The organism is Pseudomonas sp. FDAARGOS_761 (assembly GCF_013343155.1).
GTDB lineage: Bacteria > Pseudomonadota > Gammaproteobacteria > Pseudomonadales > Pseudomonadaceae > Pseudomonas > Pseudomonas aeruginosa.
In genome coordinates this window covers 5,354,566-5,377,492 of sequence record NZ_CP054572.1, presented here as the reverse complement: position 1 = coordinate 5,377,492, position 22,927 = coordinate 5,354,566, and the positions used below count along the sequence as shown (strand labels likewise).

Genomic DNA, 22,927 nt, shown 5'->3' with positions numbered 1-22,927 from the left:
GGTCAGATCACGGCGCGCAGGCTGAAGAAGGCGCGCCCGTCGGGCTGTTCCTTCAGCGATGCGGCCAGTGGTTCGCTGGACTTGCGGGCGATGTCCAGCAGGCCGAGACCGGCTCCGCTGGCGCAGCCGCTGTCGCGCGGGCGGCGTAGCTGCTCCTTGTAGGCGGCCTTGAGGGCGGCCTTGTCGAGGTTGGCGATGGCCTGGATGCTGCGCACCAGGCTCTGGCCGTCGTCACGCTCCACCAGGTTGCCGGCGGACACCACGTAGTGGCCGTCCTCGTTGCGGGCGATGGCTACCGTGGCCGCCGCCTCGTGTTCGCCGTAGCCCTTGAGATTGGCGTAGTGGCGGATGTTCTGGGTCATCTCGATGTACACCGCGAAGACGTCCATCGCTTCGCTCGGCTTGGCCTGTTCGGCGTGCAGGTAGTTGCGCAGCGCGTGGCCTATCTCCTCGATCAGGCTGCGCGAGATCGGTCCGTTGAAGCAGAGCAGGATGCGTTGGCGGGTGTAGCTTTCACGCATGGCCAGCAGGTCTAGCGTTTCCATGGGTGCCCCTAGTCGAATCGGAAGGACAGGATGGTGATGTCGTCGCGTTGCGGGTGCTCGCCCTGGTACTCGGCGAGCGTCGCCACGAAGGCCTCGGCCTGCTCGGGGAGCGGCTGCCGCGCGTGGTCGCGGAGCATGTCGGCGAAGCGCCGGCTGCCGAAGCCGAAGCCGTGTTCGCCGCCGGCCTGGTCGAGGAAACCGTCGGTGCTCAGGTAGAAGGTCCAGCCCGGCGCCAGCGGTACCTCGATGTTGCGGTAGTCGCCACGGCGCTTGTCGCCGATCGCCCGGCGCGCGCCCTTGAGTTCCTGGACCTCCTCGCCGTCGCTGGCGTACAGCGAGATCTTCGCCCCGGCGAAGGCCAGCTGGCGGCGCCGGCGGTCGACCCAGACCAGCCCGGCATCCATGTTGGTGGCCAGCGCCTGGGGGATCTGCTCCTGGCTGAGCATGCTGCGCATCGCCTGGTCGGTCTCGCCGAGGATCGCCGCCGGGTCGCGGCTGCCCACCGCCTCGATGGCGTGGTCGATGGCGGCGCGGGCGAGCATGGTCATCAGCGCGCCGGGCACGCCGTGACCGGCGCAGTCGACCACGCCGATCAGGTAGCCGTCGGCCTGCTCGCGGTACACGTAGAAGTCGCCGCCGACCACGTCGCGCGGTTTCCACAGGATGAAGTGATGCTCGCCGAGCGTGGCGCTGAGCTGGCGGTCGGGGAGGATCGCGCGCTGGATCAGGCTGGCATAGTCGAGGCTGTCGCCGATCTTCTTCTGCGCGGCGGCCATCTCGCGGTTGGCTTCCTCCAGCGCCTGGGTGCGCTCCTGGACCTTGTCTTCCAGCTCGGCGGTGTGCCGGCGGACCTGGTCGGCCATGCTGGCGAAGGCCTTCGACAGCGAGCCGATCTCGTCCTGGCGCGCCAGCGGCAGCGGCGTGTCGTAGCGCCCGGCGGCGATCGCCTTGGCCGAGCGCTTGAGGCTGCGCAGGGGGCGCAACAGCAGGCGCTCGACGGCATAGGCGAAGCCCAGCAGCAGGGCCACCAGCAACAGCAGGAACGTGCCCGCCAGCGGCCAAAGCCAGCGGTTGTCGAGGACCTGGGCGGCGTGCAGGTCGACGGCGGTGAGCACGTACCAGCGCAGTTGGGGAATGTAGGCCACGGCGAAGAGTTGCTGGCGGCCGTCGAGGCCGGCCCACAGGCAGTGCACCGAGCCGGCCTTGGCGCGGGCCAGGCGCATGGCCTCGCGCAGGGCGTCGCGCTGTTCCGGCTGGTCGAGCAGGTCGAACACCCGGTGGCGTTCGCTGGCGCCGCCGGCGGCGGAGCTGTAGGCGATCAGGCGGCGGTCCGGGTGGGCCTGGATGGCGCCGTCGTCGCCGACGATCATCGGCGTCACGCCCGGCTCGCGGGCGATGATGAAGTCGTCGAGGAAGTCGCTCAGGTCCAGGCCGCTGCCGGCCAGGCCGATGGGCCGGCCCTGGTCGCGGATCACCAGGTTGAACCAGACCTTGGTCAGGTTCAGCTTGCTGTCGACATTGACGTTGATGTTGTAGGCGGCGCTGTTGCGCAGGGTATTGAAGTACCAGGCGTCTTCCGGGTCGCCGGCCTCCAGGGTGTAGCGCGGCCGTTCGCTGTAGGGTTGGCTGCCGTCGTTGAAGTAGTAGTGCTGGGAGCCGCTGGCGATGATGAAGTAGGCGTGGTCGCGGAAGTCGCCGCGGTAGCCCTCGGCCTCGCGGAAGAACAGCGCGCGGCGCGCCGGGTCGTCTTCCTTCAGCAGCCAGTCGCGGGTCACCACCGATTCGGCGAAACGGCGCGACAACGCCAGTTCGCGGGAGACCGGGGCGAGGATCTTCTGCCGGTGCAGCAGGGTGAAGTTCTTCGCGTAGGCCAGGCCGAAGTGCGTACGGATGTCGTCCATCGCGCGCCAGCCCAGCAGCACCGCCGGGACCAGTGCCAGGGCACAGGCCAGCAACAGCGCCACCACCGATTTGCCGCGCAACCCCCAGTTCGCCGCCATGGCTATCCCTATCAGTTTCTCGCCCGGCCCGCGGCCGAAATCATGGATCGAAAGCGTGTGTCGAACTTTTGGCGAAAGGGCCAATTGTGCAGATGTGCATTATTTCAGGCAACGTAATTTGGTTTTATTTCGCCATTAATTTGACGTCACAATGATGGCGAGCAGGCAAAGGCCCGTGGTTCGGGCCTGTCGTCGGCGGGGTCTCGGCGGGGGAGGTTGCGGGGGGCGGCGAAAAAGCGCAGCGGGCCGGCCAGGATCCCGCTCAGAGGCGGTTGCCGCTGCCGCGCCGGGCGGCTTGCTGGAGCAGCGCGGCGGCGATCCGTTCGAGCGGCAGCACGTCTTCCGCGGCGCCCAGTTCCACCGCTTCGCGGGGCATGCCGTAGACCACGCAGGTAGCCTCGTCCTGGGCCAGGGTGTAGCCGCCGGCCTGGCGGATCGCCAGGAGCCCGCGCGCGCCGTCCTTGCCCATGCCGGTGAGCAGGCCGGCGAGCAGGTTGCGCCCGGCGCAGCGAGCCAGCGACTCGAACATCACGTCCACTGCCGGGCGGTGGCCGTTGACCTGCGCCTGGCGGTTCAAACGCACCACGTAGTTGGCGCCGGAGCGCTGCACCTCCATGTGGTGGTCGCCCGGCGCGACCAGGGCGTGGCCGGGCAGTATGCGGTCGCCGTCGCGCGCTTCGCTGACGCTGAGCCGGGTCAGGCGATCCAGGCGCTCGGCGAAGCTGCGGGTGAAGCCGGGAGGCATGTGCTGGGTGATGACCACTCCGGGACTGTGCGCCGGCAGGCCGAGCAGCACTTCCTTGAGCGCCTCGGTGCCGCCGGTGGAGGCGCCGAGGGCGATGATCTTCTCGGTGCTGAGCAGCGGCGCTGCGCTTTCCGGCGGCGCCGGCGCGTCCGCCGCACGGCGGCGCAGGCGGGCGCGGGCGACGGTCTTGAGCTTGGCGCGGATTTCCTCGGCATAGGCCTGCATGCCTTCGGCGATGCCCAGCCGGGGCTTGGCGATGAAGTCCACCGCGCCCAGTTCCAGCGCGCGCAGGGTGGCTTCGGAACCGCGCTCGGTGAGCGAGGAGATCATCAGCACCGGGGTCGGCCGCGCCTTCATCAGCTTGTCGAGGAAGGTCAGGCCGTCCATCCGCGGCATTTCCACGTCGAGGCTGATCACGTCCGGCGCGTGCTGCTTGATCAGGTCGCGGGCGACGAAGGCGTCCGGCGCACAGCCGACCAGGCGCAGCTCCGGGTCGGCCTGGATGATCTCCTTGAGCAGGCTGCGGATCAGGGCGGAATCGTCGACGACCAGGACACTGATGGGCATGGCGGGCTCTCCCGGAGAGTCAGAACAGGTCGATGGGGCCGCCGTCCGCGTTGCGATCGATACGGCGGCGGTAGTCGCGTTCACGCTGCAGCACGGTGTCGTTCTTCAGTTCCACCAGGGACTTCACCAGGACCCGGCCATTGCGCGGGAAGAAGTAGATCTTGCGCGGGAAGGCCTCCAGCACGTCGCTGGCGAGCAGCGGGATACGCTCGGTGGCCAGGTAGTCGAGGGTGAACTCGACGTTGCGCTGGCCGATGGCGGCGCTGATCTGGCGCAGTACCGAGCCGCCGCCGAAGACCTTGGCCTGCAGGCGCTCGCGGCTGGCGCCGAGGGCCAGCATGCGGTTGATCAGCAGTTCCATGGCATGGCTGCCGTAGCGCGCCGACGGCGAGGCCGGGTCGCCGCCGAGGCCGCGCTCGGGGAGCATGAAGTGGTTCATCCCGGCGATGCCGTTGAGCGGGTCGCGCAGGCACACCGAGACGCAGGAGCCGAGCACGGTGACGATCACCAGGTCTTCGCCGCTGGCGAAGTACTCGCCGGGCAACAGCTTCACCGCATCGCAGGCGAAGTACGGATCGTAGTAGCGGTTCAGCGGCGCGCCTTCCCGGGCCTGGAGATTCATCGCGATCAGGCCGGGCTGTAGACGGTCTGGCCGACGGGCCGCACCAGGTGGCTGGCGTGGACGAAGTTCTCCGAATGCCCGGCGAAGAACAGGCCCTCCGGCCGCAGCAGGGCCACCATGCGTTCCAGCAGGCGGGTCTGGGTCGGCTTGTCGAAGTAGATCATCACGTTGCGGCAGAAGATCGCGTCGAGTTCTCCGGCGATCGACCAGTCCGCTTCCAGCAGGTTGATCTGGCGGAACTCCACCAGTTGCCGCAGTTCCTCCACCACCCGCGCCTTGCCGGCGTTGGGCCCGGTGCCACGGAGGAAGAAGCGTTTCTTCAGTGGCGCCGGCATCTGCTCCAGGCGTTCCAGCGGATAGACGCCCAGGCGGGCGCAGTCGAGCACCCCGGTGTCGATATCCGAGGCGACGATCTTCACCGGCGGATCGAAGCTGCCCAGCGCCTCCACCAGGGTGATGGCGATCGAATAGGGTTCCTCGCCGGTGCTCGCCGCCGCCGACCAGATGCGCAGCGGGCGATGCCGCTGCAACTGGCGGCGGGCGAGGTCGGCGAGCAGGGGGAAGTGGTGGCGTTCGCGGAAGAATGCGGTGAGGTTGGTGGTCAGCGCGTTGACGAACAACTGCTGCTCGCCCGGCTCGCGGTCGAGGTGGGTGAAATATTCGGCGAAGCTGCCGAGCCGCAGCAGGCGCAGGCGCCGCGAGAGGCGGCTATAGACCAGTTGCGCCTTGCTCTCGGCCAGGCTGATGCCGGTCAGCCGGTAGAGCCGCTCGCGTACTTGCTGGAAGTCCTCGCGGGTGTAGTGGAACTCCTGGTTGCCGAACACCGGCGAAGGCGTGGAGGTGGGCATTGGCGTCGGGTTTCCCTGGTCGACCCTAAGGGCTTGCCGTCCTCCGCCTGGCGGAGGCGCGGCGTGGTCTCAGAACTCTTCCCAGCCGTCTTCCTTGCGCGCCTTGCTGGCCCGCGCCATGCCGCTGCGGGCCAGCGGCGCCGGCGCGCTGGGGCGTGGCGCGGACGGCCGCGCGCTGGCGAGCTGGACCACGCTCGGCGGAGTGTCCAGCCTGAACACCGCCACCGACTGGTTGAGCAGGCCCGCCTGCTCCTGCATGGCCTCGGCGGCGGCCGCGGCTTCCTCCACCAGCGCGGCGTTCTGCTGGGTCATGTCGTCCATCTGCGAGACCGCGCTGTTCACCTCTTCGATGCCGGTGCTCTGCTCGGCGGAGGCGGCGGCGATCTCCGACATGATGTCGGTGACCCGGCGGATCGCTACCACGATGTCGCTCATGGTCTGTCCGGCCTGGGCCACCAGGGTGTTGCCGTTCTCCACCTTGTCCACCGAGTCGGAGATCAGCGTCTTGATCTCCTTGGCCGCGGCGGCGGAACGCTGGGCGAGGGTGCGCACTTCCCCGGCGACCACCGCGAAGCCGCGGCCCTGCTCGCCGGCGCGGGCTGCCTCGACCGCGGCGTTGAGGGCGAGGATGTTGGTCTGGAAGGCGATGCCGTCGATCACCCCGATGATGTCGGCGATCTTGCGCGCCGACTCGTTGATCGAGGACATGGTGCTGACCACCTTCTGCACCACGGTGCCGCCCTGGGTCGCCACTTCCGAGGCATTGGCCGCCAGCGAGTTGGCCTGGCGGGCATTCTCGGCGTTGAGCTTCACCGTGCTGGTCAGTTCTTCCATGCTCGAGGCGGTTTCCTCCAGGCTCGACGCCTGCTGCTCGGTGCGCGCCGACAGTTCGGCGTTGCCGCTGGCGATCTCGCTGGCGGCGGTGTTGATGGTGTCGGCGGCCTCGCGAATCTGCCCGAGCATCCGCGACAGGCTCAGCGCGGTCTCGTTGGAGAAGTCCTTGAGCTGGCCGAAGGTGCCCTGGTAGTCGGCCTCGATGCGCTGGGTGAGGTCGCCCTGGGCCAGCGCCCCGAGCATCCGCGAGACGTCGCGCAAGCCGCGGTCGGCGGTATCCACCAGGCTGTTCAGGTCCTTCGCCAGCCTGAGGAAGAAGCCTTCCTTGCCGGCCTCCTCGACGCGCTTGCTGAAGTCGCCGGCGGCCGCCGCCTGCACCAGTTGCGAGACTTCCTGCTCGGCGCGGTGTTCCTCGGTGCGGTCGGTCCATTGCACGGCGGAGCCGAGGCGTTCGTTGGCGTCGTTGAACACTGGCACCACGTCGAGGGAGAAGCGCCGGCCGCCGAGGTTGAGCTCGGCCTTGTGCACGCCGGTGAGGTTGGCCAGCAGGTGCCGCTGGTGCGCCGGGTTCTTGTGGAACACGTCGATGTTGGCGCCCAACAGGCGGCCGGCGTCGAAGTTCGGCAGTTGCTTGCGGATATCCGCTTCGGCGCGGCCGAGCATCTCGCTGACGGTGCGGTTCATGTAGATGATGTTGAGGTCGTTGTCGGCGATCATCACGTTGGCCGAGACGTTGTCCAGCGCGCTCTTGATCCGCGCGTTGTAGGCCGCCGTGGCCAGTTGCGCCGAGGTCGCCTCGGCGGCCCCGCGCAGGCGCTCGCGAACGCCGTCGATGGCTTCGGTGATCTGCGCCTTCTTGCCCGGCAGGCGGTCCATCAGCGGCTCGAAGTTGCCCTGGCCGTAGGCGGTGACCACGCTGACCACCTTCATCTTCACCGCGATGTGCGCGGCCACCAGTTCGTTGACGCCCTTGGCGATGCGCGCCGCGCGGCCTTCTAGGCGTTCGGCGGGAATCGTCTGGTCGATCCAGCCGGCTTCGTGCTGGCGGCTCATCTCCGCCAGCCCCGCCTCCAGGCTTTCCACCTGCTGGAGTTCGGCGCGTTGTTCGCGCAGTTGCCGCTGTAGCGCCCGCAGGCTGTCGTAAAGACGCTCGTAGCCGGGCGCCGGGGCCTCGCCGACGGCGGTGTCGAGCTGGCCGTCGGCGAACGACTGGAGGAGCGTGGCGATCCGGTCGGCGCGTTGCTGCGCCACCGCATGTGCATTGAACAGACCCATTTCGATATCCCCTGCCTATCCCTCGTTGGCGCCGCTCAGGCCGCGGCTTCGTCGACCAGCGCCATTTCGCGGCTGGTCATCAGTCTCTCGATGTCCACCAGGATCAACATGCGCTCGCCCGCGGTGGCCAGGCCGAGCAGGTATTCGGTGTCGAAGCTGGCGCCGAACTCCGGCGGCGGCCTGATCGCGTCGCCGCCCAGGGCGATCACGTCGGATACCGAGTCCACCACCACGCCGACGATGCGCCGGCCGATGTTGAGGATGATCACCACGGTGAACGGGTCGTAGGTGACCTCGGCGAGGTGGAACTTGATGCGCAGGTCGACGATCGGCACGATCGCCCCGCGCAGGTTGATCACGCCCTTGATGAAGGGCGGCGCGTTGGCGATCGCGGTGACCTGGTCGTAGCCGCGGATCTCCTGCACGCGGAGGATGTCGATGGCGTACTCCTCGCGGCCCAGGGTGAAGGTCAGGTATTCCTGCGCCGGGCCGTTCGCCTGGCTTGCCTCAGTGCCGTTCATCGGCGGTGTCCTCCCGCGCCGCCAGGCGTGGCAGCGCATCGACGTCGAGAATCAGGGCGACGCTGCCGTCGCCCATGATGGTGGCGCCGGCGATACCCTCCACGCGGCGGAAATTCTGTTCCAGGCTCTTGATCACCACCTGCTGCTGGCCGACCAGCTCGTCCACCTGCAGGGCGAAGCTGCGCTCCTCGGACTCGAGGATCACCACGATGCCCTGCTCCGGCGCCGGCGCTTCGCCGCCGATGCGCAACAGCTCGTGCAGGCTGAACAGCGGCAGGTACTCGCCGCGCACGCGGATCATCGCGTTGTCTTCGCCGCCGAGGCCGCGCACGTCGTCGCTGCGCGCCTGCAACGACTCGACGATGTAGGTCAGCGGAATCACGTAGTTGACCGCTTCGACGGCGACGATCAGGCCGTCGAGGATCGCCAGGGTCAGCGGCAGGCGGATGCCGATGCGAGTGCCCATGCCGGGCGCCGAGTCGATGTCGATGCGCCCGCCCATGGCACCGATGTTGCGCTTCACCACGTCCATGCCGACGCCGCGTCCGGACAGCTCGGTAACCGTCTCGGCGGTGGAGAAGCCGGGCATGAACACCAGTTGCCAGACCTCGGCGTCGCTCATCCCGTCATGCACCGGCAGGTTGCGCTCGCGGGCCTTGGCGAGGATGCGCGGACGCGACAGGCCGCGACCGTCGTCGGAAACCTCCACCACCACGCTGCCGCCCTGGTGGCTGGCGGCGAGCTTCACCGTGCCGCTCGCCGGCTTGCCGGCGGCGAGGCGTTCGGCGGGTGTTTCGATGCCGTGGTCGATGCTGTTGCGGACGATGTGGGTGAGCGGATCGCTGAGTTTCTCGATCACGCTCTTGTCCAGTTCGGTGTGCTCGCCGTGCAGGTGCAGCTCGACCTGCTTGCCCAGGCGCGTGGCGGTGTCGCGCACCAGCCTGGGGAAGCGGCTGAAGATGAAGTTGATCGGCAGCATGCGGATCGACATCACCGACTCCTGCAGGTCGCGGGTGTTGTGTTCGAGCTGGGCCAGGGCGTGCTGCAAGCGCTCGTGGTGGCTCGGATCGAGCTGCTCGCCGAGCTGGCCGAGCATGGCCTGGGTGATCACCAGTTCGCCGACCAGGTTGATCAGGCTGTCGATCTTTTCCACGCTGACCCGGATCGAGCCGGACTCGCCGTCGCCACGCACGGGCGCGACTGCGCCCCTGGCCGGCGCGGCGACGGCTTGCGCGGGCGCGCTGGGCGCGGCGGGGCTGCCGGGGGCGCCGTCGAACAGGCCGAAGGCGCGTTCCTCCGTGGGCGGGGAGCCCGGCGCGTCATCGAAGAGGCCGAACGCTTCGCTCGCGGCCGGTGCGCCGGGCGCCTCGTCGAAGAGCCCGAACGCTTCCGGCGCGGCCGCTCGTTCCGGAGCGCCCGGGCCTTCGTCGAAGAAGCCGAAGGCATCGTCGTCCGCGGTTTCCCTGGCGGGACTGGTGGGCGCGTCGTCGAACAGGCCGAAGCCTTCCTCCGCCGCTTCCTGCTCCGGCGCACGCAGCCAGCCGCGCAGCCGCTCGACCGTCTCCAGCAACGGCACCCCGGGGTCGGGACGGCCGCTGCGATGGGCGTCGAGCAGGCGCTGCAGTACGTCGCGGGCTTCGAGGAAGGAGCTGATCATGTCCGGCCGCAGGCCCATCTGGCCGCAGCGGATGCGGTCGAGCAGGGTCTCCAGTTCGTGGGTGACGGAGGTGATGTCGTCGAAACCGAACATTCCGCTGGAACCCTTGATCGAATGCGCGGCGCGGAAGATGCCGTGCAGCGTCTCGCTGTCCGGCCGGTCCAGGTCGAGACCGATCAGGAGGAGTTCGAGGGTGGCCAGGTGTTCCTCGGTTTCCTCGAAGAACACCTGGAGAAACTGGCTCATATCCTGGGGCATGGGACCTCCCCCGCGGGGGAACGGGAATCAGGGCAGGACCTTGCGCGTCACTTCGAGCAGTTTCGGCGGGTCGAACGGCTTCACCAGCCAGCCGGTGGCGCCGGCGCTGCGTCCCTGCTGCTTCATCGCGTCGCTCGATTCGGTGGTCAGCATGAGGATCGGCACGCTGCGGTAGCCGGCCAGGTTACGCAGGCTGCGGATCAGCGACAGGCCGTCCATGTTCGGCATGTTCTGGTCGGTGAACACCAGGCTGTAGCTCTTGCTCTGGGCCTTGCCGAGGCCTTCCTTGCCGTCCGCGGCCTCGTCCACCTCGTAGCCGGCGGACTTCAGGGTGAAGCTCAGCATCTGGCGGATAGACGCCGAGTCGTCGACGATCAGAATCGGTTTGCCCATGGTCTTGCGTCCTCACGGTGTCCCTACCGCAGCGCCAAGCTCGGCGGCGAAGGTGGTGTGTGCCAGGTGGCTGTGACGGAGGGCTCTGATGGCCCTTTGCTAGTTCCAGTAAAGACAATGTCCGGTGGATTTCAATTATTGGCGCCGGTTTCTCGTCGGATAGTTATCCGGTTAGACGGATTGGCTATCGATACCCCTCAGAACAATTCCACTTCGCCCACGTTGACGCTGTTCTGGCTCACCGGGCTGGGCAAGGGCCGGCGCAGTTCCTCGACCTCCCGCGCGACCCGTTCGGGCCATTCCTGGCGCGGCCGCGCCTCCAGCGCGCCGAGGCCGAGGGCGAAGGCGCCAAGACGCGCATGGTGCTTGCGCATCTGGCCGAGCAACTGGCTGCCCATGTCCTGGAATTGCAGGGCGGTGACCGCCGCATCGACGCCCTGGCCGACTTCCAGTGAGAGCCGGTCCAGTTCGTGGATGACCTTCAGGGTGTGCCGGTTCATCGCCTCCAGGTCATCGAGCATGCCCTGGATCTTCTGCTTGGAATCGAGGGCGAAGGACATGTCCTTGTCGGCCAGTTGCGAGATCGCGCTCTCGGCGTCCTGGATCTCGTGGTGGACCACGTCGACGTGCTTGCGGATGGCGGCGGAAAACTCCGTGGAGCGGGTCGACAGCGCGCGCACTTCATCGGCGACCACGGCGAAGCCGCGGCCGCTCTCGCCGGCTCGGGCGGCCTCGATGGCAGCGTTGAGGGCGAGCAGGTTGGTCTGCTTGGCGATGGCGTCCATGTCCTGGGTCGACTGCAGGATCTCGGTGATCTTCAGGCGCACCTGGTCCATGCGTTCCACCAGTTGCTGCGAGGTCCGGCTGGTTTCCAGGGTAGCCTCGACGAACAGGCTGAGGGTCTGCTGGGTGGTCCTGACGAAGTCCTGGAAGTTGATGCCTTCGTCGACCTGGCCGCGCCCGTCGTAGCGCTCGATCAGCGAATGGGACAGGCCGCGCTGGGTATCGATGCGTTCGGCGAGGCCGTGGAAGCTGTCGCTGAGCTGGCGGATCGCCGAATGCAGCAGTTCGTCGATCTGCCGGGCGTGACCGTCCAGTTGCGCGGTTTCGTCGGCGAGCGCCCGTTGCGCCGCGCTCCAGGCCGGCGAAGCGGCATCCGCCTGCGGGTTGGCATTCGCTACCGCTTGCCGAGGGGCGCGCAGGAGGAGGACGAGCATGGCCAGGCTGGCGAACCAACCGAGCGCCAGGACCAGCCAGACGCCGAGGCCGACGGCATGCAGCCCGGCGCACAACGCCCAGGGTAGGGAAAGCAGGCCCAGCTTCAGCAGCAGGGGCCGGGATGGTAACGAAACACCGAGGGACTCGCGCATGCTGCACTCCATGTGCCGGATCGGAGCAGGGCTTCCAGGCGGTCCCTCGGGACCGTGCGGAAGACGCCTTCCAAGCTCGTCGGCGGCGTTTTCTAAAACTAGAGTCCCAATCGGTAATGTCAAACTGCCGTTTTTCCGGCGAGGCCGGTGCCAGGGCCTTTTCCCGTTTGCCGAGGCGACGGATGGCTGGCGCTAGCCGGTTGGGAAGGCGGAGAAGCGCCGGGCCAGGTCCTGGCGGCGGAAGTAGTCGACGACGAAGTCGACGAAGACCCGGGTCTTGGCCGGTAGCAGCTTGTTCGCCGCGTAGTAGAGGCTGGTGTTGCCGGCGTCGACGTACCAGTCCGGCAGGACCCGCACCAGGGCGCCGGACTCCAGGTAGGCATAGGCGTGCTGCATGCATACCAGGGTGATGCCCAGGCCCATGGCGGCGACCTCGCAGGTGGCTTCCGGGTCGCTCATGGTCATGCGTTCGCGCAGCTCGATCGGCGCCTCCTCGCCGTTGCGTCGGCGCAGCGGCCAGGAGCGCACGCGGCCGGTCTGCGGCGAGCGGATGCGGATCCCGTCGAAGCCGCCCAGGTCGCCTGGATGGCGGATTGGCGGCTTGTCGCGGAGGTAGGCGGGCGAGGCGAGGAGGATCAGGTGGCCCGGCGTCAGGTCGCGCGCCACCACCCCGGGCGGCAGTTCGAAACCGCCGCCGATGGCGGCGTCGAAGCCTTCGCCGATGAGGTCCACCTGGCGATTGTCGAAATGCCAGTCGGGCACGATGTCGGGATAGCGTTCGAGGAACTCGCCGAGCAGCGGCAGGATGTAGTCGCGGCCGAAGGCCAGCCCCATGCTGACCTTCAACGTGCCGCTGGGTTGGTTGCCGACGCTGGAGACGTTGGCGAGAGCGGTCTGGATGCCCTCCAGGCTGCCGCCGACCTCTTGCAGGAAACGCTCCCCGGCTTCGGTCAGGGTCAGGCGCCGGGTGCTGCGCTGGAACAGGCGCACGCCGAGGTTGCTTTCCAGGCGGGCGACGTTCTTGCCCACCCCGGCCGGCGTCAGGCCCAGGCGCCTGGCGGCCTCGGCGAAGCTACCGGCCTCGGCGCTGCGGACGAAGCACTGGATGTTGCTGAGGGTTTCCATGGGAAAGGGCCCGCATAAACCATTGGTATCGGCTGAATATAGCGATTACCCGCTACCAGGTCTGCAATGGACGACGGAAACTCGGGGCCTGTCTATCCACTCCGATGGAGATTTCCATGTCCGTATCCTCTGCATCCCTCGCCGGCAAAGTCGCCTTCGTCCAGGGCGGTTCCCGCGGCATCGGCGCCGCCATCGTTCGCCGGCTGGCCGCCGAAGGCGCCAGCGTCGCCTTCACCTACGTCAGCTCGGCGGACAAGTCCCGGGCCCTGGCGGCCGAACTCGAAGGCGCCGGAGCCAGCATCCTGGCCCTGCATGCCGATAGCGCCGACGCGGCCGCGCTCGTCGCCGCCGTCGACGAAGCGGCGGCTCGCTTCGGACGCATCGACATCCTGGTCAACAACGCCGCCGTCCTCGCCCTCGGTTCGGTGGAAGAGCTGCCGCTGGCCGACTTCGAGCGGACCCTGGCGATCAACGTGCGCAGCGTCTTCGTCGCCACCCAGGCGGCGGTCAAGCACATGGGCGACGGCGGGCGGGTGATCAGCATCGGCAGCACCAATGCCGAACGTATGCCGTTCGCCGGCGGCGCCACCTACGCGATGAGCAAGTCGGCGCTGGTCGGCCTGACCAAGGGCCTGGCCCGCGACCTCGGCCCGCGCGGGATCACGGTGAACAACGTGCAGCCGGGTCCGGTGGATACCGACATGAACCCGGACGACGGCGACTTCGCCGAGACCCTCAAGGGCCTGATGGCGCTGCCGCGCTACGCCCGCAGCGAGGAAATCGCCAGCTTCGTCGCCTACCTGGCCGGGCCGGAAGCGGCCTACATCACCGGGGCCAGCCTGACCATCGATGGCGGTTTCTCGGCCTGACCCGGGGCGCCTCGTTCCGCCCGGCGAAGTAGCCCCTCTCCCCGACCTTATGGCCAGACGTTCCCTCCTGAAGGGAGAGGGCGAGGGGAGAGGTTCCGCTTATCGCACCAGGAAAGGCGAAGCCCCCTCTACGACACCGGTCTCGCTGACGTAGCGCTTCCAATGCTCGATCAGCTCCGCCAGCTTGCCCGGCTGGCTGTCAGCGAGGTCGTGGATCTCGCCCGGGTCGCGGGCCAGGTCGTAGAGCTGCCAGGTGGCCGGACCCACCGGGGCCGGCAGGTACACCGCCTTCCAGTCGCCCTGGCGGATCGCACGCATGCCGAACAGCTCCCAGCCGGTCACGGTGTTCTCGTCGTGGGCCGCCTCGGTCTCGCCGGAAAGCCAGCCCAGCCACGACCTGCCGCGCGGTTCGGCGATCTCGCGGCCGCGCCAGCGCTTGCCTGGGTGGCGGACACCGGCGAGGTCGAGGAGGGTCGGGGTGACGTCCATCACCGTGGCGAAGGCATGGCTGATCGCGCCCTGCCGGCTTAGCCGCGGGTAGCGCACCAGCGCTGGCACGCGAATGCCGCCCTGGGTGGTGAACGCCTTGTACAGGCGCGACGGCGCGGTGGCCGCCTGGGCCCAGCGCGGGCCATACCAGACGTAGGAATTGGCGCGGCCGATGTTCTCCAGGCTGTTGTCGTAGTGCCGGTCGAGAAAGCCCAGCAAATCCGGGCCGAATTTCGGAAAGGCCTCCAGCAGGGCGCCTTCGGCGCCGTTGTCGGACATGAACAGGACGAAGGTGTTGTCCAGCTCGCCCTGCCGACGCAGGTAGTCCACGACCCTGCCGATGTTCCAGTCCATGCGCTCGACCATCGCCGCGTAGACCTCCATCGCCCGCGCCGACTTCGCCCGTTCCTCGTCGTCCAGGGCTTCCCACTCGCGGCTCAGGGCGAGCACCGGATGGGCTTCGACGTCCGCCTCCACCAGGCCCAGCTCCTTGAGCCGGGCCAGGCGTTCCTGGCGCAGCGCCTCTGGGCCGGCGTCATAGCGGCCGCGGTACTTCTCGACGATCTCCTGCGGCGCCTGTAGCGGCCAGTGCGGCGCGGAGAACGGCAGGTAGGCGAAGAACGGCCGGCTCTGGTCGCGCTCCTTGAGGTAGTGCAGCAGCTTGTCGCCGAAGGCATCGGAGGAATAGAAACCCTCCGGCAGCGTGTCGAGGTAGCGCTCGTCTTCCACGTAGAGCGCCGGCGTGCCCTTGAGGATGCGCGGAGTGCTTTCGTCGTAGGGAGGCTCGAAGCCGTAGTGGTTGGCGGCGCCCGGCAGCAGCGAGAAGGAACGCTCGAAACCGCGTGCATGGGGCGTCTGTTCCGGCTTCAGACCGAGGTGCCACTTGCCGGCCATGAGGGTCTGGTAGCCGGCCTCGCGGAGCAGCTCCGGCAGCGCCACCACGCGCTCGTTGAGATGCCCTTCGTAACCCGGCTTGCCTGCCAGTTCCGGGGTCAGCGCCTCGGCCATGGTGCCGATCCCGGCGATGTGGTGGTCGGTGCCGGTGAGCAGCATCGAGCGGGTCGGCGAGCAGGTCGAGGCGGTGTGGAAGTCGGTCAGGCGCAGGCCGGCGATGGCCAGGGCGTCGAGGTTCGGCGTGGCGATCTCGCCGCCGAAGGCGCCGATATCGGAGAAGCCCAGGTCGTCGGCGACGATCACCAGGAAGTTGGGGCGTTTGCTCATGCGCGGGTCTCGTCTGGATGGGAGGAGAGGGTGGGGCCCTCGCCCCCGCCCTTCCCGCAAGGGGAAAGGGCCAGGGCAAGGGGCTTTTCAGCAAGCGAGGAATTCGAAGGGCAGGTTTTCCACCCGTCGCGGCGGTGGCGCGACGTACTCGCCGTCGGCGGTCAGTTCGTGCAGCAGCGCTTCGCGCTGGCGCAGGAAGTCGAAGCCACCGCGCTCGCGCGGGTGCGCCAGGTCCACCTCGACCACCCGCCTGATCCGCCCCGGGCGCGGCTCCATCACCACCACCCGGTCGGCCAGGTAGAGCGCCTCCTCGACGTCGTGGGTGACCAGCAGGGTGGTGATGCGGGTGCGCCGACGGATCGCCAGCAACTCTTCCTGCAACTGCTGGCGGGTCAGTGCGTCGAGGGCGCTGAACGGCTCGTCGAGCAGCAGCAGGCGCGGGCTGGCCACCAGGCCGCGGGCGATCGCCACGCGCTGGGCCATGCCGCCGGACAACTGGTGCGGGTAGGCACGCTCGAAGCCGTGCAGGCCGACCAGGCGGATGTATTCGTCGATCCGCGCCGCCTTGTCGGTTTCGCCAAGGGCTTCGTTGACCAGGCCGAGGGCGACGTTCTGCTGCACCGTCAGCCAGGGGAACAGGCGGTGCTCCTGGAACACGATGCCGCGTTCGCCGCCGATGCCGGCGATTGGCCGGCCGTCGACGCGGATCTCGCCGTCGTAGTCGCGGTCCAGGCCGATCAGCAGGCGCAGCAGGGTCGACTTGCCGCAGCCGCTGGCGCCGACGATGGCGATGAACTCGCCCTCGCCGATCTGCAGGTCGAACTGCTGGATCGCTTCCAGTCGCCGGCCGTCCACGGCGAAGTGCTTGCGCACCTGGCGGAAGCTGACCAGCGGGGTGCCCGTGGCGGGCGCGGTGAGTGCGTTCATGCGTGTCTCCAGCGCGTGGCGCGCGCTTCGATGCGTTGGCCGAGAGCATTGAGCAGGGCGCCGGTGAGGCCGACCAGGAGCATGCCGGCACCGATCAGGTCCATGCGGAACAGTTGCTGGGCGCCGATCATCAGGCTGCCGATGCCGCCGTCGGAGGGCATGAAGTACTCGGCGCCGATGGTTCCCAGCCAGGCGTAGATCAGCGCCAGACGCAGGCCGGCGAACACCGACGGGGCGGCACCCGGCAGGACCAGCCGGAGCAGCCGTCGCCAGGGACCCAGGCGCAGCACCCGGGCCGCCTCGCCGAGGCTCGGCGGCAGGCTGGCGATGCCGCGCTGGGTGGCCAGCAGCAGCGGGAAGAAGGCGGCGATTGCGACGAACGTCAGCTTGGCCGGTTCGCCCAGGCCGAACCAGGCGGTGAGCAGCGGCACCCAGGCGAAGATCGCCACCTGCCGCAGTGCCGCGAAAGTGGGGCCGAAGAAGCGTTCCGCCGGGCGCCACAGGCCGAGCAGCAGGCCGCCGAGGAAACCCAGGCCGCCGCCCAGCAGGAGGCCGCCGAGCGTGCGCTTCAGGCTGTCGAACAGGGCGCCCGGCAGGCTGCCGTCGAGCGCTCCGCTCCAGGTCGCCCGCGCCACTTCCAGAGGGCTGGCGAGGATCGCCGGATCGACCCATTCGGCGCTGCTCGCCGACTGCCACAGGAGCAGCAGCGCCAGCGGCGGCAGCCAGACCTGCAGGCGCTGCCAGCCGCGTCCCGGCGGGCGCCGGCGGAATTCGCCGGTGGCGGCTTGCGGCCAGTGCAGCAGGCGGTGGTCGAGCCACTGGATGGCGCGGTCCATGCCCACCCCGACCAGGCCGATGACGAGGATGCAGACGAACACGATGTCGAGCATGAACAGTTGCCGGCCCTGCACCATCAGGTAGCCGATGCCCTCGCTGGAAGCCAGCAGCTCGACCGCCAGCAGCGAGGTCCAGCCCTGCGCCAGGGCCAGGCGCAGCCCGGTGAGGAAGGCCGGCAGCGCCGCCGGCAGGATCAGCCGCCAGACCAGCAGGCGTGGCGGCAGGCGCAGCACCGCGGCGGCTTCGCGCAGCTTGGGCTGGGCGTCGCGCACGCCGACCAGGGTATGGATGGTCACCGGCACCACGACCGCTTTCACCAGCACCACCAGCTTGAGCAGTTCGCCGATGCCGAAGAACAGCATGAACAGCGGGATCCAGGCCAGCGTGGGGATCTGCGCGAGGGCGCTGAAGGTGGGGAAGACCAGGCGCTCGGCACGCGGACTGAAGCCCAGCCAGGCGCCTAGCGCGGCGCCGCTGGCGACCCCGGCGAGCAGGCCCCAGGCCAGGCGCCGCAGGCTGATCGCCAATTCGCTCCAGAGTTCGCCGGCGAGCAACTCGCGGGCGCTCTGCCAGACCAGCTCGGGAGTCGGCAGCACCTGGGCCGACATCCAGTGGCGATGGCTGGCGACCCACCACAGCAGCGCCAGCCCGAGCGGCAGCAACCAGGGCAGCAGGCTGTCCCCCAGGCGCCGGGCGAAAGCCGCGGAGGGCGGCGGCGCCAGGCGCGGCAGTGGCCGGCTCCAGGCGGGCGAAAGGGTTTTATCGATATTCTTCATGGGAATATAAATCGCCGCATCAATGCATTTTTTCGCTAAGAAGGGTCATTTAAAGAAAGGCGCCAGGCAGCGGCAAATGCATTTGGAGAATATTTTCCATGCTCTGGCTGCATATGACGCGGAGAGGCCCGTGCGGCCTGTCATACTGCTTATGGTTATAAAAAAATGAATTTTTATTATTTATTTTCGAGGCGCCGCTGTGCATAGCTAGCCGCTCACCCGCTCCCGGCGGGAATCCCTCTCTTCCCGTTCCAAGGAGCCGCCCCATGAAAGCGCTTACGTCTTCCCTGCTCGGTCTGTTCGCCGCGCCTGTCCTCGCCGGCCTGCTCGGTGCCTACGTGCCGCTGGCGAGCGCCGCTCCGCCGAAGGAAATCCGCATCGCGGTGCCGGACGTCAGCGCCGGCAGTTCGCACTCGGGCGGCGGCGTGGTCGACGTGCTCTACACCCGCCAGTTGCTGGAGAAGGAATTCGCCAACGACGGCATCGCGGTGAAATGGAACTTCTTCAAGGGCGCCGGCCCGGTGGTCAACGAAGCGTTCGCCAACGGCCAGGTGGACTTCGCCTACCTCGGCGACCTGGCGGCGATCATCGGCAAGTCCGGAGGCCTGGACAGCCGTCTGCTGGCCGCTACCGCGCGAGGGGTCAACCACTATCTCGGCGTGCAGCCGGGCTCCGGGATCAAGACCCTGGAGGATCTCAAGGGCAAGCGCGTAGGCATCTTCCGTGGCACCGCCAGCCAGTTGTCGTTCGACAATGCCCTGGCCAGCGTCGGTCTCAGCGAGAAGGACCTGAAGGTGATCAACCTCGACTTCAGCGCCGCCCTGTCCGCCCTCGCAGCCAGGCAGATCGATGCCACCTGGGGCCTGGCCGGGCTGTTCGCCCTGCGCGACCGCGGGCTCGCGGAAATTCCGCTGAGCACCCGCGACCTGGACGGCGCCGGCACCCTGCAGGCGCTGCTGGTCGGCTCCGGGGCTTTCGTCGATGCCCATCCGGACATCACCGAGCGGCTGCTCAAGGTGCAGTTGCAGGCCCAGGACTGGCTGGCCCGCGAGGAGAACCGCGACGCCTACATCGAACTGGTGTCGAAGCAGGCCAGCTACCCGGTGGTGATCCTGCAGAGCGAGTACCGTGGCCGCAAGCTGGGCGACGCCCTGTCGCCGCGCCTGGACGCCGATTTCCTTGGCCGGCTGGATGCTTCGATCCAGGCGGCCAAGCGTTTCGGCCTGATCCGTCGCGAATTCAGCGCCGAGCAGTGGGCCGCGCCGGAACTGCTGGAGGCGGCCGGCAAGCTGGCGAAGGCCAAGGCCGTGGCGCAAGCGGCGGAGTGACGCCGAGCCGGGGACGGCCGAGGCGGCGCCGTTTCGTAGCAATTTGTAATATGTTTCGAAATTCTTGCACCGACCCAACCAATGACTGGGATCGAGCGAAGTATCCAGCCGTTGGTCGGGGATTCTGCGTATATCGCGTCATGAAAGTTTCACGCGGGTAATCCGCAGGTTATTCCGCGATCATTTCGTTCGTTAATCGCCCCATATATTCAGATACAAAATCGGCACTGCCAATTCTTCCAGTTTTCCCTTCCGACAATTCTCCCGACCCTCCCCGGAAACAACTCCAAGTATCTCGCGGCGAACCGCCGCGTCCCGCATCTAGCCTGCCCATCACTACGACAGCGCGGCGCCAGCGCCGGGCCTCGCCCTGCGCGTCGGCGGCATTCCTGATTTTCTTTCGGAGGAGAGCGGTCATATGAATCTCGATAGCAAATTGTTCGACGCGACACTCGATCTCGAACGCGTGAAAGTTTCGGTGAGAACGCTGGTGAAGTTATCCCGCCAGGAACAATCGGCGATCATCCGGACCCTCAACGAGTTTGGTTTCCTGCTGTTGCGCAGCGAACAGGGCGAAGACAGGCAGGAACTTCTCGCGCTCAAGGAGTTGTTCGGCCGCGCCGCCCCCCACCCGCGCGCCGACGCCGACGGCATCGTGCCGATCAGCAATGCGCGGTATGTCAGCGGCTACCTCGGCTCCACGCCGCTGGAGCACAAGCTGCACACCGACGGCGCTTTCCTCGACACCCCGGAGCAATTGTGCAGCCTGCAATGCGTGCGCAACGCCCGGGAGGGCGGGGAGACTCTGCTGGCCAGCGCCGGACTGGCCTTCGAGCGCCTGCGCCGGCGCATGCCGACCAAGCATCTCGGCCTGCTGCGCGGCGACGCCCTGACCATCGTGCGCAAGCACCAGAGCAGCACCCAGCCGGTGTTCCGCCTGAACGGCGAGGCGCTGGGCATCAAGTTCCGGCAGAACGACGGGGCGGCCGAGGTGGTCGAGCACCCTGTGGCGGTGGAGGCCTTCGCCGAACTGGTGGCGGCGCTCGAGGATCCGGCCTGCCAACTGCGGATCAAGCTCGAGCCGGGGGAAATCCTGGTGCTCGACAACACCGCGGTGTTGCACGGGCGCACTGCCTTCTGCGCCAACGAACTGCGCGAGATGCGCCGGCTCAACTTCGACGGCCACGGCCGCCTGCGAGCGGAGCTGGAACTGGGCTTCAAGGTGGGGTTGTGATCGCACAGTTCGTCGCGGTGGTGCTGCCGATCCTGATCTGCACCGGCATCGGTTTCGCCTGGAGCCGTTCCGCCGGGCCGGTGGATACCCGCGCGCTGGTGTTCCTGGTGGCCAACGTCGGCTTTCCCTGCCTGCTGCTGTCGTCGCTGGACCGCCCCGGCCTGTCCATTGGCATGGTGGCCGGGGTGTTCCTCGCCACCGCGCTGGCGGTGCTGGCGTTCGCCCTGCTGGGCCTGGTCTCCCTGCGCCTGCTGCGGATGCCGGTGCGGCGCTACCTGCCGTCGATCATGCTGCCGAACTCCGGGAACATGGGCATCCCCATCGCCTACCTGGCCTTCGGCGAGGAGGCGCTGGTGTATGCGGTGGCGTTCTCCACCCTGATCCAGGTGGGTCACGCGACGCTCGGCGTCTGGTTCGCTTCGGGCGATATCACCCCGGCGAGCATCCTGCGCAACCCGATGATCTATGCCCTGGCCGTGGCGCTGGGCCTGATCGCCCTGGGCTGGAGCCTGCCGCCGCCGTTGCGCGATGTGACCCGCCTGCTGGGCGGGATTACCGTGCCGCTGATGCTGGTGATGCTCGGCCTGTCGCTGGCCGGTCTGCGCCTGCACGAGACCTGGCGGCCGTTGCTGCTGTCTCTGGTGCGGGTCTGGGGCGGTTTCGCGGTCGGCTATGGGATCGCTGCCGGCCTGGGCATGGAGGCGGTGGCGGCGGGCACCTTCGCCATCCAGTGCGGGATGCCGACCGCGGTGCTCACCTACCTGTTGGCCAAGCGTTACGACGGCCCGGTGAACGAAGTGGCAGGCATGGTGCTGATCACCACGCTGCTGGTGCTGCTCTCCACGCCTTTGTTCATCCAGTTGCTGCCGCGCGCGTGAGGACGATCCGGGCCGCCTCGCGGGGCGGCCCGGGGCGTCACCAGATCGAGCGGGAGTAATCGACGACCAGCCGGGTTTCGTCGATGTCGCCGTCGAGATAGCTCGCGTTGCCCCGGTGCCAGGCCTGCGAGGCGCGCAGCGCGAGGCCGGCGAGGGGGCCCGCCTTGACCCGGTAGGCGAAGCCGAGGTCGCTTTCCCGGTGCCGCCCGTCACGCCCGTAGAGTCCGGCGTAGATGCTCTCGGCGGCGCTGCTGGCGCTGGCCCCGGCACGGCCGCGGGCATGCAGCGCGTGCAGGCTGAGCCCAGGCAGGCCGAGCGCGCCGAGGTCCAGGTCATAGCGTAATTGCCAGGAGCGCTCGCCCGGTCCGTTGAAGTCGGAGTAGCCCACCGAGTTGGCCAGTACCATGGATGCGCTGGAGCGCCCGTCGCCGAAGGCCATGTAGTCGAACGGCTGCTCGCCGTGGACACGCTGGTAGGCCAGGGTGATGCGCTGCGGTCCCTGTTCGTAGCCCAGGGCCAGGGAGCTGGCCAGGGTGTCGATGCGGCCGAAGCGGCTCTGGCCGCTGTCGCGGGTGCGGTAGGCGTCGAGGTCGACCCGCAGCGCGCGCTCCCCGCCCAGCGGCTGGCGATGGCTGGCGCCGAAATAGGCCTGCTGCCAGATGTCGTCGAAGCGCGAGGCGTAGAGCGACAGTTGCAGCCGCTCCGTGGCCTGCCATTGACCGCCGAGGAAGCCGACCGCGTCGAGGCGCACCGGATAGGCGCCGAGGCGTCCGTAGACGGTGCTGATGTCGCCGCGGACCTTGGATTCGCCGGGGCCGGAGGCGGCGGTGAAGCGCCCGCCCTCGAGCAGCAGCCCGTCGAACGAGCGATCCTCCAGCAGCAGGCCGTAGGCCATGCCGGCCAGCGTGCGGTTGCTGCTGGCGGCGAACACCGGCGCGCTGGTGGTGGTCTGGCCGTACTTCAGGCGGGTTTTGCCGTGGCGTAGCCTGAGGGCGCCACCGACCTTGCCGTAGCGATGGTCGGGATGGCCGTCGGCGCCGACCGGCAGGTTGCCGGTGCCGGTGCGGCCGCCGCCGCTGTCCAGTTGCAGGCCGAGCATGGCATGGGCGTCGAGGCCGAAGCCGAGGCTGCCCGGCGTGTAGCCGGAGGCGAACTGGAGGCGCAGGCCCTGGGTGGTTTCCTCGCGGTAGCCGTTGCGCTCGCTCCTGGGCTTGAAGCGGTTGCGCCCGGCGTTGTTCGGGCTGTCGCGGTAGTCGCGGTTGAAGTAGTAGGTGCGGGCGAGGAACTGCAGTTCGCTGTCCTCGACGAAGCCCCCATCCCCGGCCGTCGCGGCCGCCCCTTCGGAAAGCGTGCCGGCGACCAGGCCGGCGAATACAGCGCGTCTGAGATTTTGCATTTATTGTTTTCTCCCACCTGAGTGCCAGGTGGGCGCAGTCTCGGAAGTCGCTCCGCAGGCCGCTTGTGTTTCCCTGCCTCGGCTTTTGCCGGGGCCTGCCATTGGCAGGGGCTGGCATGTGCAACGGCAGGCCGGGTCAAGCATTTCGGAAGTCACCGACGGAGAGTGTGGCGTCGGCCGTCATCCGCAACGGCCGTGGGTGGGAGCCTCGG

General features: G+C 68.3%; 19 protein-coding genes. 4 read left to right on the top strand and 15 right to left on the bottom strand.

The features are described from left to right. Positions 1–2: 2 nt before the first annotated feature. From siaB to FOC67_RS25020, 11 genes are all read right to left on the bottom strand, one after another. On the bottom strand, positions 3–545 hold the full coding sequence (gene siaB, locus FOC67_RS25070; RefSeq protein WP_003083916.1) for a biofilm formation regulator kinase SiaB: 543 nt from the start codon (positions 543–545) through the stop codon (positions 3–5). An 8-nt stretch (positions 546–553) separates the two neighbouring features. Next, the gene (gene siaA / locus FOC67_RS25065; RefSeq protein ID WP_009314976.1) at positions 554–2,545 is read right to left on the bottom strand and encodes a biofilm regulation protein phosphatase SiaA; all 1,992 of its coding nucleotides are present in this window, start codon (positions 2,543–2,545) and stop codon (positions 554–556) included. Positions 2,546–2,807: 262 nt separating this feature from the next. Beyond that, positions 2,808–3,857: a chemotaxis response regulator protein-glutamate methylesterase gene (locus tag FOC67_RS25060; RefSeq protein WP_003083922.1), complete on the bottom strand. Its 1,050-nt coding sequence runs from the start codon at positions 3,855–3,857 to the stop codon at positions 2,808–2,810. Positions 3,858–3,876: 19 nt separating this feature from the next. After that, positions 3,877–4,479, bottom strand: coding sequence for a chemoreceptor glutamine deamidase CheD (gene cheD / locus FOC67_RS25055; RefSeq protein ID WP_003102220.1), 603 nt, complete (start codon positions 4,477–4,479; stop codon positions 3,877–3,879). Positions 4,480–4,484: 5 nt separating this feature from the next. Further along, entirely contained in the window at positions 4,485–5,327 is an 843-nt protein-coding gene (locus tag FOC67_RS25050; RefSeq protein ID WP_003083930.1) for a CheR family methyltransferase, read from the bottom strand. 69 nt (positions 5,328–5,396) lie between these two features. Continuing rightward, positions 5,397–7,436 (bottom strand): aerotaxis transducer Aer2, encoded by a 2,040-nt coding sequence (gene aer2, locus FOC67_RS25045; protein WP_003137052.1) that lies wholly within the window; start codon positions 7,434–7,436, stop codon positions 5,397–5,399. Positions 7,437–7,471: 35 nt separating this feature from the next. Continuing rightward, positions 7,472–7,957 carry a chemotaxis protein CheW gene (locus tag FOC67_RS25040; RefSeq protein ID WP_003083938.1) on the bottom strand — a complete coding sequence of 162 codons (486 nt, stop codon included), beginning with the start codon at positions 7,955–7,957 and terminating at the stop codon, positions 7,472–7,474. Beyond that, a complete protein-coding gene (locus FOC67_RS25035; RefSeq protein ID WP_134278666.1) occupies positions 7,944–9,872 on the bottom strand; it encodes a chemotaxis protein CheA in 1,929 nt (642 codons plus the stop codon). The genes FOC67_RS25040 and FOC67_RS25035 overlap by 14 nt, the downstream gene beginning before the upstream one ends. A 27-nt stretch (positions 9,873–9,899) precedes the next feature. Next, on the bottom strand, positions 9,900–10,265 hold the full coding sequence (locus FOC67_RS25030) for a response regulator (RefSeq protein WP_003083943.1): 366 nt from the start codon (positions 10,263–10,265) through the stop codon (positions 9,900–9,902). Positions 10,266–10,462: 197 nt separating this feature from the next. Next, entirely contained in the window at positions 10,463–11,482 is a 1,020-nt protein-coding gene (locus FOC67_RS25025) for a methyl-accepting chemotaxis protein (protein ID WP_371028879.1), read from the bottom strand. 345 nt (positions 11,483–11,827) lie between these two features. Beyond that, complete coding sequence (locus FOC67_RS25020) at positions 11,828–12,760, bottom strand: LysR family transcriptional regulator (RefSeq protein ID WP_009314982.1); 933 nt, start codon at positions 12,758–12,760, stop codon at positions 11,828–11,830. Between the two features lie 116 nt (positions 12,761–12,876). Here FOC67_RS25020 and FOC67_RS25015 point away from each other — a divergent pair, with 116 nt between their 5' ends. Next, positions 12,877–13,629, top strand: coding sequence for a 3-oxoacyl-ACP reductase family protein (locus FOC67_RS25015; protein ID WP_003083953.1), 753 nt, complete (start codon positions 12,877–12,879; stop codon positions 13,627–13,629). A 99-nt stretch (positions 13,630–13,728) separates the two neighbouring features. Here FOC67_RS25015 and atsA read toward each other — a convergent pair whose 3' ends face one another. The 3 genes from atsA to FOC67_RS25000 form a co-directional block, all read right to left on the bottom strand. Further along, positions 13,729–15,339 carry an arylsulfatase AtsA gene (gene atsA, locus FOC67_RS25010; RefSeq protein ID WP_003137060.1) on the bottom strand — a complete coding sequence of 537 codons (1,611 nt, stop codon included), beginning with the start codon at positions 15,337–15,339 and terminating at the stop codon, positions 13,729–13,731. An 87-nt stretch (positions 15,340–15,426) separates the two neighbouring features. After that, the gene (locus FOC67_RS25005; protein WP_009314983.1) at positions 15,427–16,266 is read right to left on the bottom strand and encodes an ABC transporter ATP-binding protein; all 840 of its coding nucleotides are present in this window, start codon (positions 16,264–16,266) and stop codon (positions 15,427–15,429) included. Beyond that, the gene (locus tag FOC67_RS25000) at positions 16,263–17,879 is read right to left on the bottom strand and encodes an ABC transporter permease (RefSeq protein ID WP_009314984.1); all 1,617 of its coding nucleotides are present in this window, start codon (positions 17,877–17,879) and stop codon (positions 16,263–16,265) included. Before FOC67_RS25000 ends, FOC67_RS25005 begins: the two co-directional genes overlap by 4 nt. 266 nt (positions 17,880–18,145) lie before the next feature. Here FOC67_RS25000 and FOC67_RS24995 point away from each other — a divergent pair, with 266 nt between their 5' ends. The 3 genes from FOC67_RS24995 (at position 18,146) to FOC67_RS24985 (ending at position 21,319) form a co-directional block, all read left to right on the top strand. Beyond that, the gene (locus FOC67_RS24995) at positions 18,146–19,207 is read left to right on the top strand and encodes an ABC transporter substrate-binding protein (RefSeq protein WP_009314985.1); all 1,062 of its coding nucleotides are present in this window, start codon (positions 18,146–18,148) and stop codon (positions 19,205–19,207) included. Between the two features lie 418 nt (positions 19,208–19,625). Beyond that, positions 19,626–20,441: a TauD/TfdA family dioxygenase gene (locus tag FOC67_RS24990; RefSeq protein WP_003107194.1), complete on the top strand. Its 816-nt coding sequence runs from the start codon at positions 19,626–19,628 to the stop codon at positions 20,439–20,441. Beyond that, positions 20,438–21,319: an AEC family transporter gene (locus FOC67_RS24985; RefSeq protein ID WP_003083960.1), complete on the top strand. Its 882-nt coding sequence runs from the start codon at positions 20,438–20,440 to the stop codon at positions 21,317–21,319. Before FOC67_RS24990 ends, FOC67_RS24985 begins: the two co-directional genes overlap by 4 nt. A 37-nt stretch (positions 21,320–21,356) precedes the next feature. Here the strand turns inward: FOC67_RS24985 and FOC67_RS24980 are convergent, their stop codons facing one another. Then, positions 21,357–22,715, bottom strand: coding sequence for an OprD family porin (locus tag FOC67_RS24980; protein WP_009314986.1), 1,359 nt, complete (start codon positions 22,713–22,715; stop codon positions 21,357–21,359). Between the last annotated feature and the right edge of the window lie 212 nt (positions 22,716–22,927).

What these genes read in the sequence shown, in the direction of transcription:
- FOC67_RS24995 (WP_009314985.1), top strand. Translation starts at nt 18,146, where the DNA reads ATGAAAGCGCTTACGTCTTCCCTGCTCGGTCTGTTCGCCGCGCCTGTC.
- cheD (WP_003102220.1), bottom strand. Translation starts at nt 4,479, where the DNA reads ATGAATCTCCAGGCCCGGGAAGGCGCGCCGCTGAACCGCTACTACGAT.
- aer2 (WP_003137052.1), bottom strand. Translation starts at nt 7,436, where the DNA reads ATGGGTCTGTTCAATGCACATGCGGTGGCGCAGCAACGCGCCGACCGG.
- FOC67_RS24980 (WP_009314986.1), bottom strand. Translation starts at nt 22,715, where the DNA reads ATGCAAAATCTCAGACGCGCTGTATTCGCCGGCCTGGTCGCCGGCACG.
- FOC67_RS25060 (WP_003083922.1), bottom strand. Translation starts at nt 3,857, where the DNA reads ATGCCCATCAGTGTCCTGGTCGTCGACGATTCCGCCCTGATCCGCAGC.
- FOC67_RS25015 (WP_003083953.1), top strand. Translation starts at nt 12,877, where the DNA reads ATGTCCGTATCCTCTGCATCCCTCGCCGGCAAAGTCGCCTTCGTCCAG.
- FOC67_RS25050 (WP_003083930.1), bottom strand. Translation starts at nt 5,327, where the DNA reads ATGCCCACCTCCACGCCTTCGCCGGTGTTCGGCAACCAGGAGTTCCAC.
- FOC67_RS25040 (WP_003083938.1), bottom strand. Translation starts at nt 7,957, where the DNA reads ATGAACGGCACTGAGGCAAGCCAGGCGAACGGCCCGGCGCAGGAATAC.
- siaB (WP_003083916.1), bottom strand. Translation starts at nt 545, where the DNA reads ATGGAAACGCTAGACCTGCTGGCCATGCGTGAAAGCTACACCCGCCAA.
- FOC67_RS25020 (WP_009314982.1), bottom strand. Translation starts at nt 12,760, where the DNA reads ATGGAAACCCTCAGCAACATCCAGTGCTTCGTCCGCAGCGCCGAGGCC.
- FOC67_RS25030 (WP_003083943.1), bottom strand. Translation starts at nt 10,265, where the DNA reads ATGGGCAAACCGATTCTGATCGTCGACGACTCGGCGTCTATCCGCCAG.
- siaA (WP_009314976.1), bottom strand. Translation starts at nt 2,545, where the DNA reads ATGGCGGCGAACTGGGGGTTGCGCGGCAAATCGGTGGTGGCGCTGTTG.
- FOC67_RS24990 (WP_003107194.1), top strand. Translation starts at nt 19,626, where the DNA reads ATGAATCTCGATAGCAAATTGTTCGACGCGACACTCGATCTCGAACGC.
- FOC67_RS25025 (WP_371028879.1), bottom strand. Translation starts at nt 11,482, where the DNA reads ATGCTCGTCCTCCTCCTGCGCGCCCCTCGGCAAGCGGTAGCGAATGCC.
- FOC67_RS25005 (WP_009314983.1), bottom strand. Translation starts at nt 16,266, where the DNA reads ATGAACGCACTCACCGCGCCCGCCACGGGCACCCCGCTGGTCAGCTTC.
- FOC67_RS25000 (WP_009314984.1), bottom strand. Translation starts at nt 17,879, where the DNA reads ATGAAGAATATCGATAAAACCCTTTCGCCCGCCTGGAGCCGGCCACTG.
- atsA (WP_003137060.1), bottom strand. Translation starts at nt 15,339, where the DNA reads ATGAGCAAACGCCCCAACTTCCTGGTGATCGTCGCCGACGACCTGGGC.
- FOC67_RS25035 (WP_134278666.1), bottom strand. Translation starts at nt 9,872, where the DNA reads ATGCCCCAGGATATGAGCCAGTTTCTCCAGGTGTTCTTCGAGGAAACC.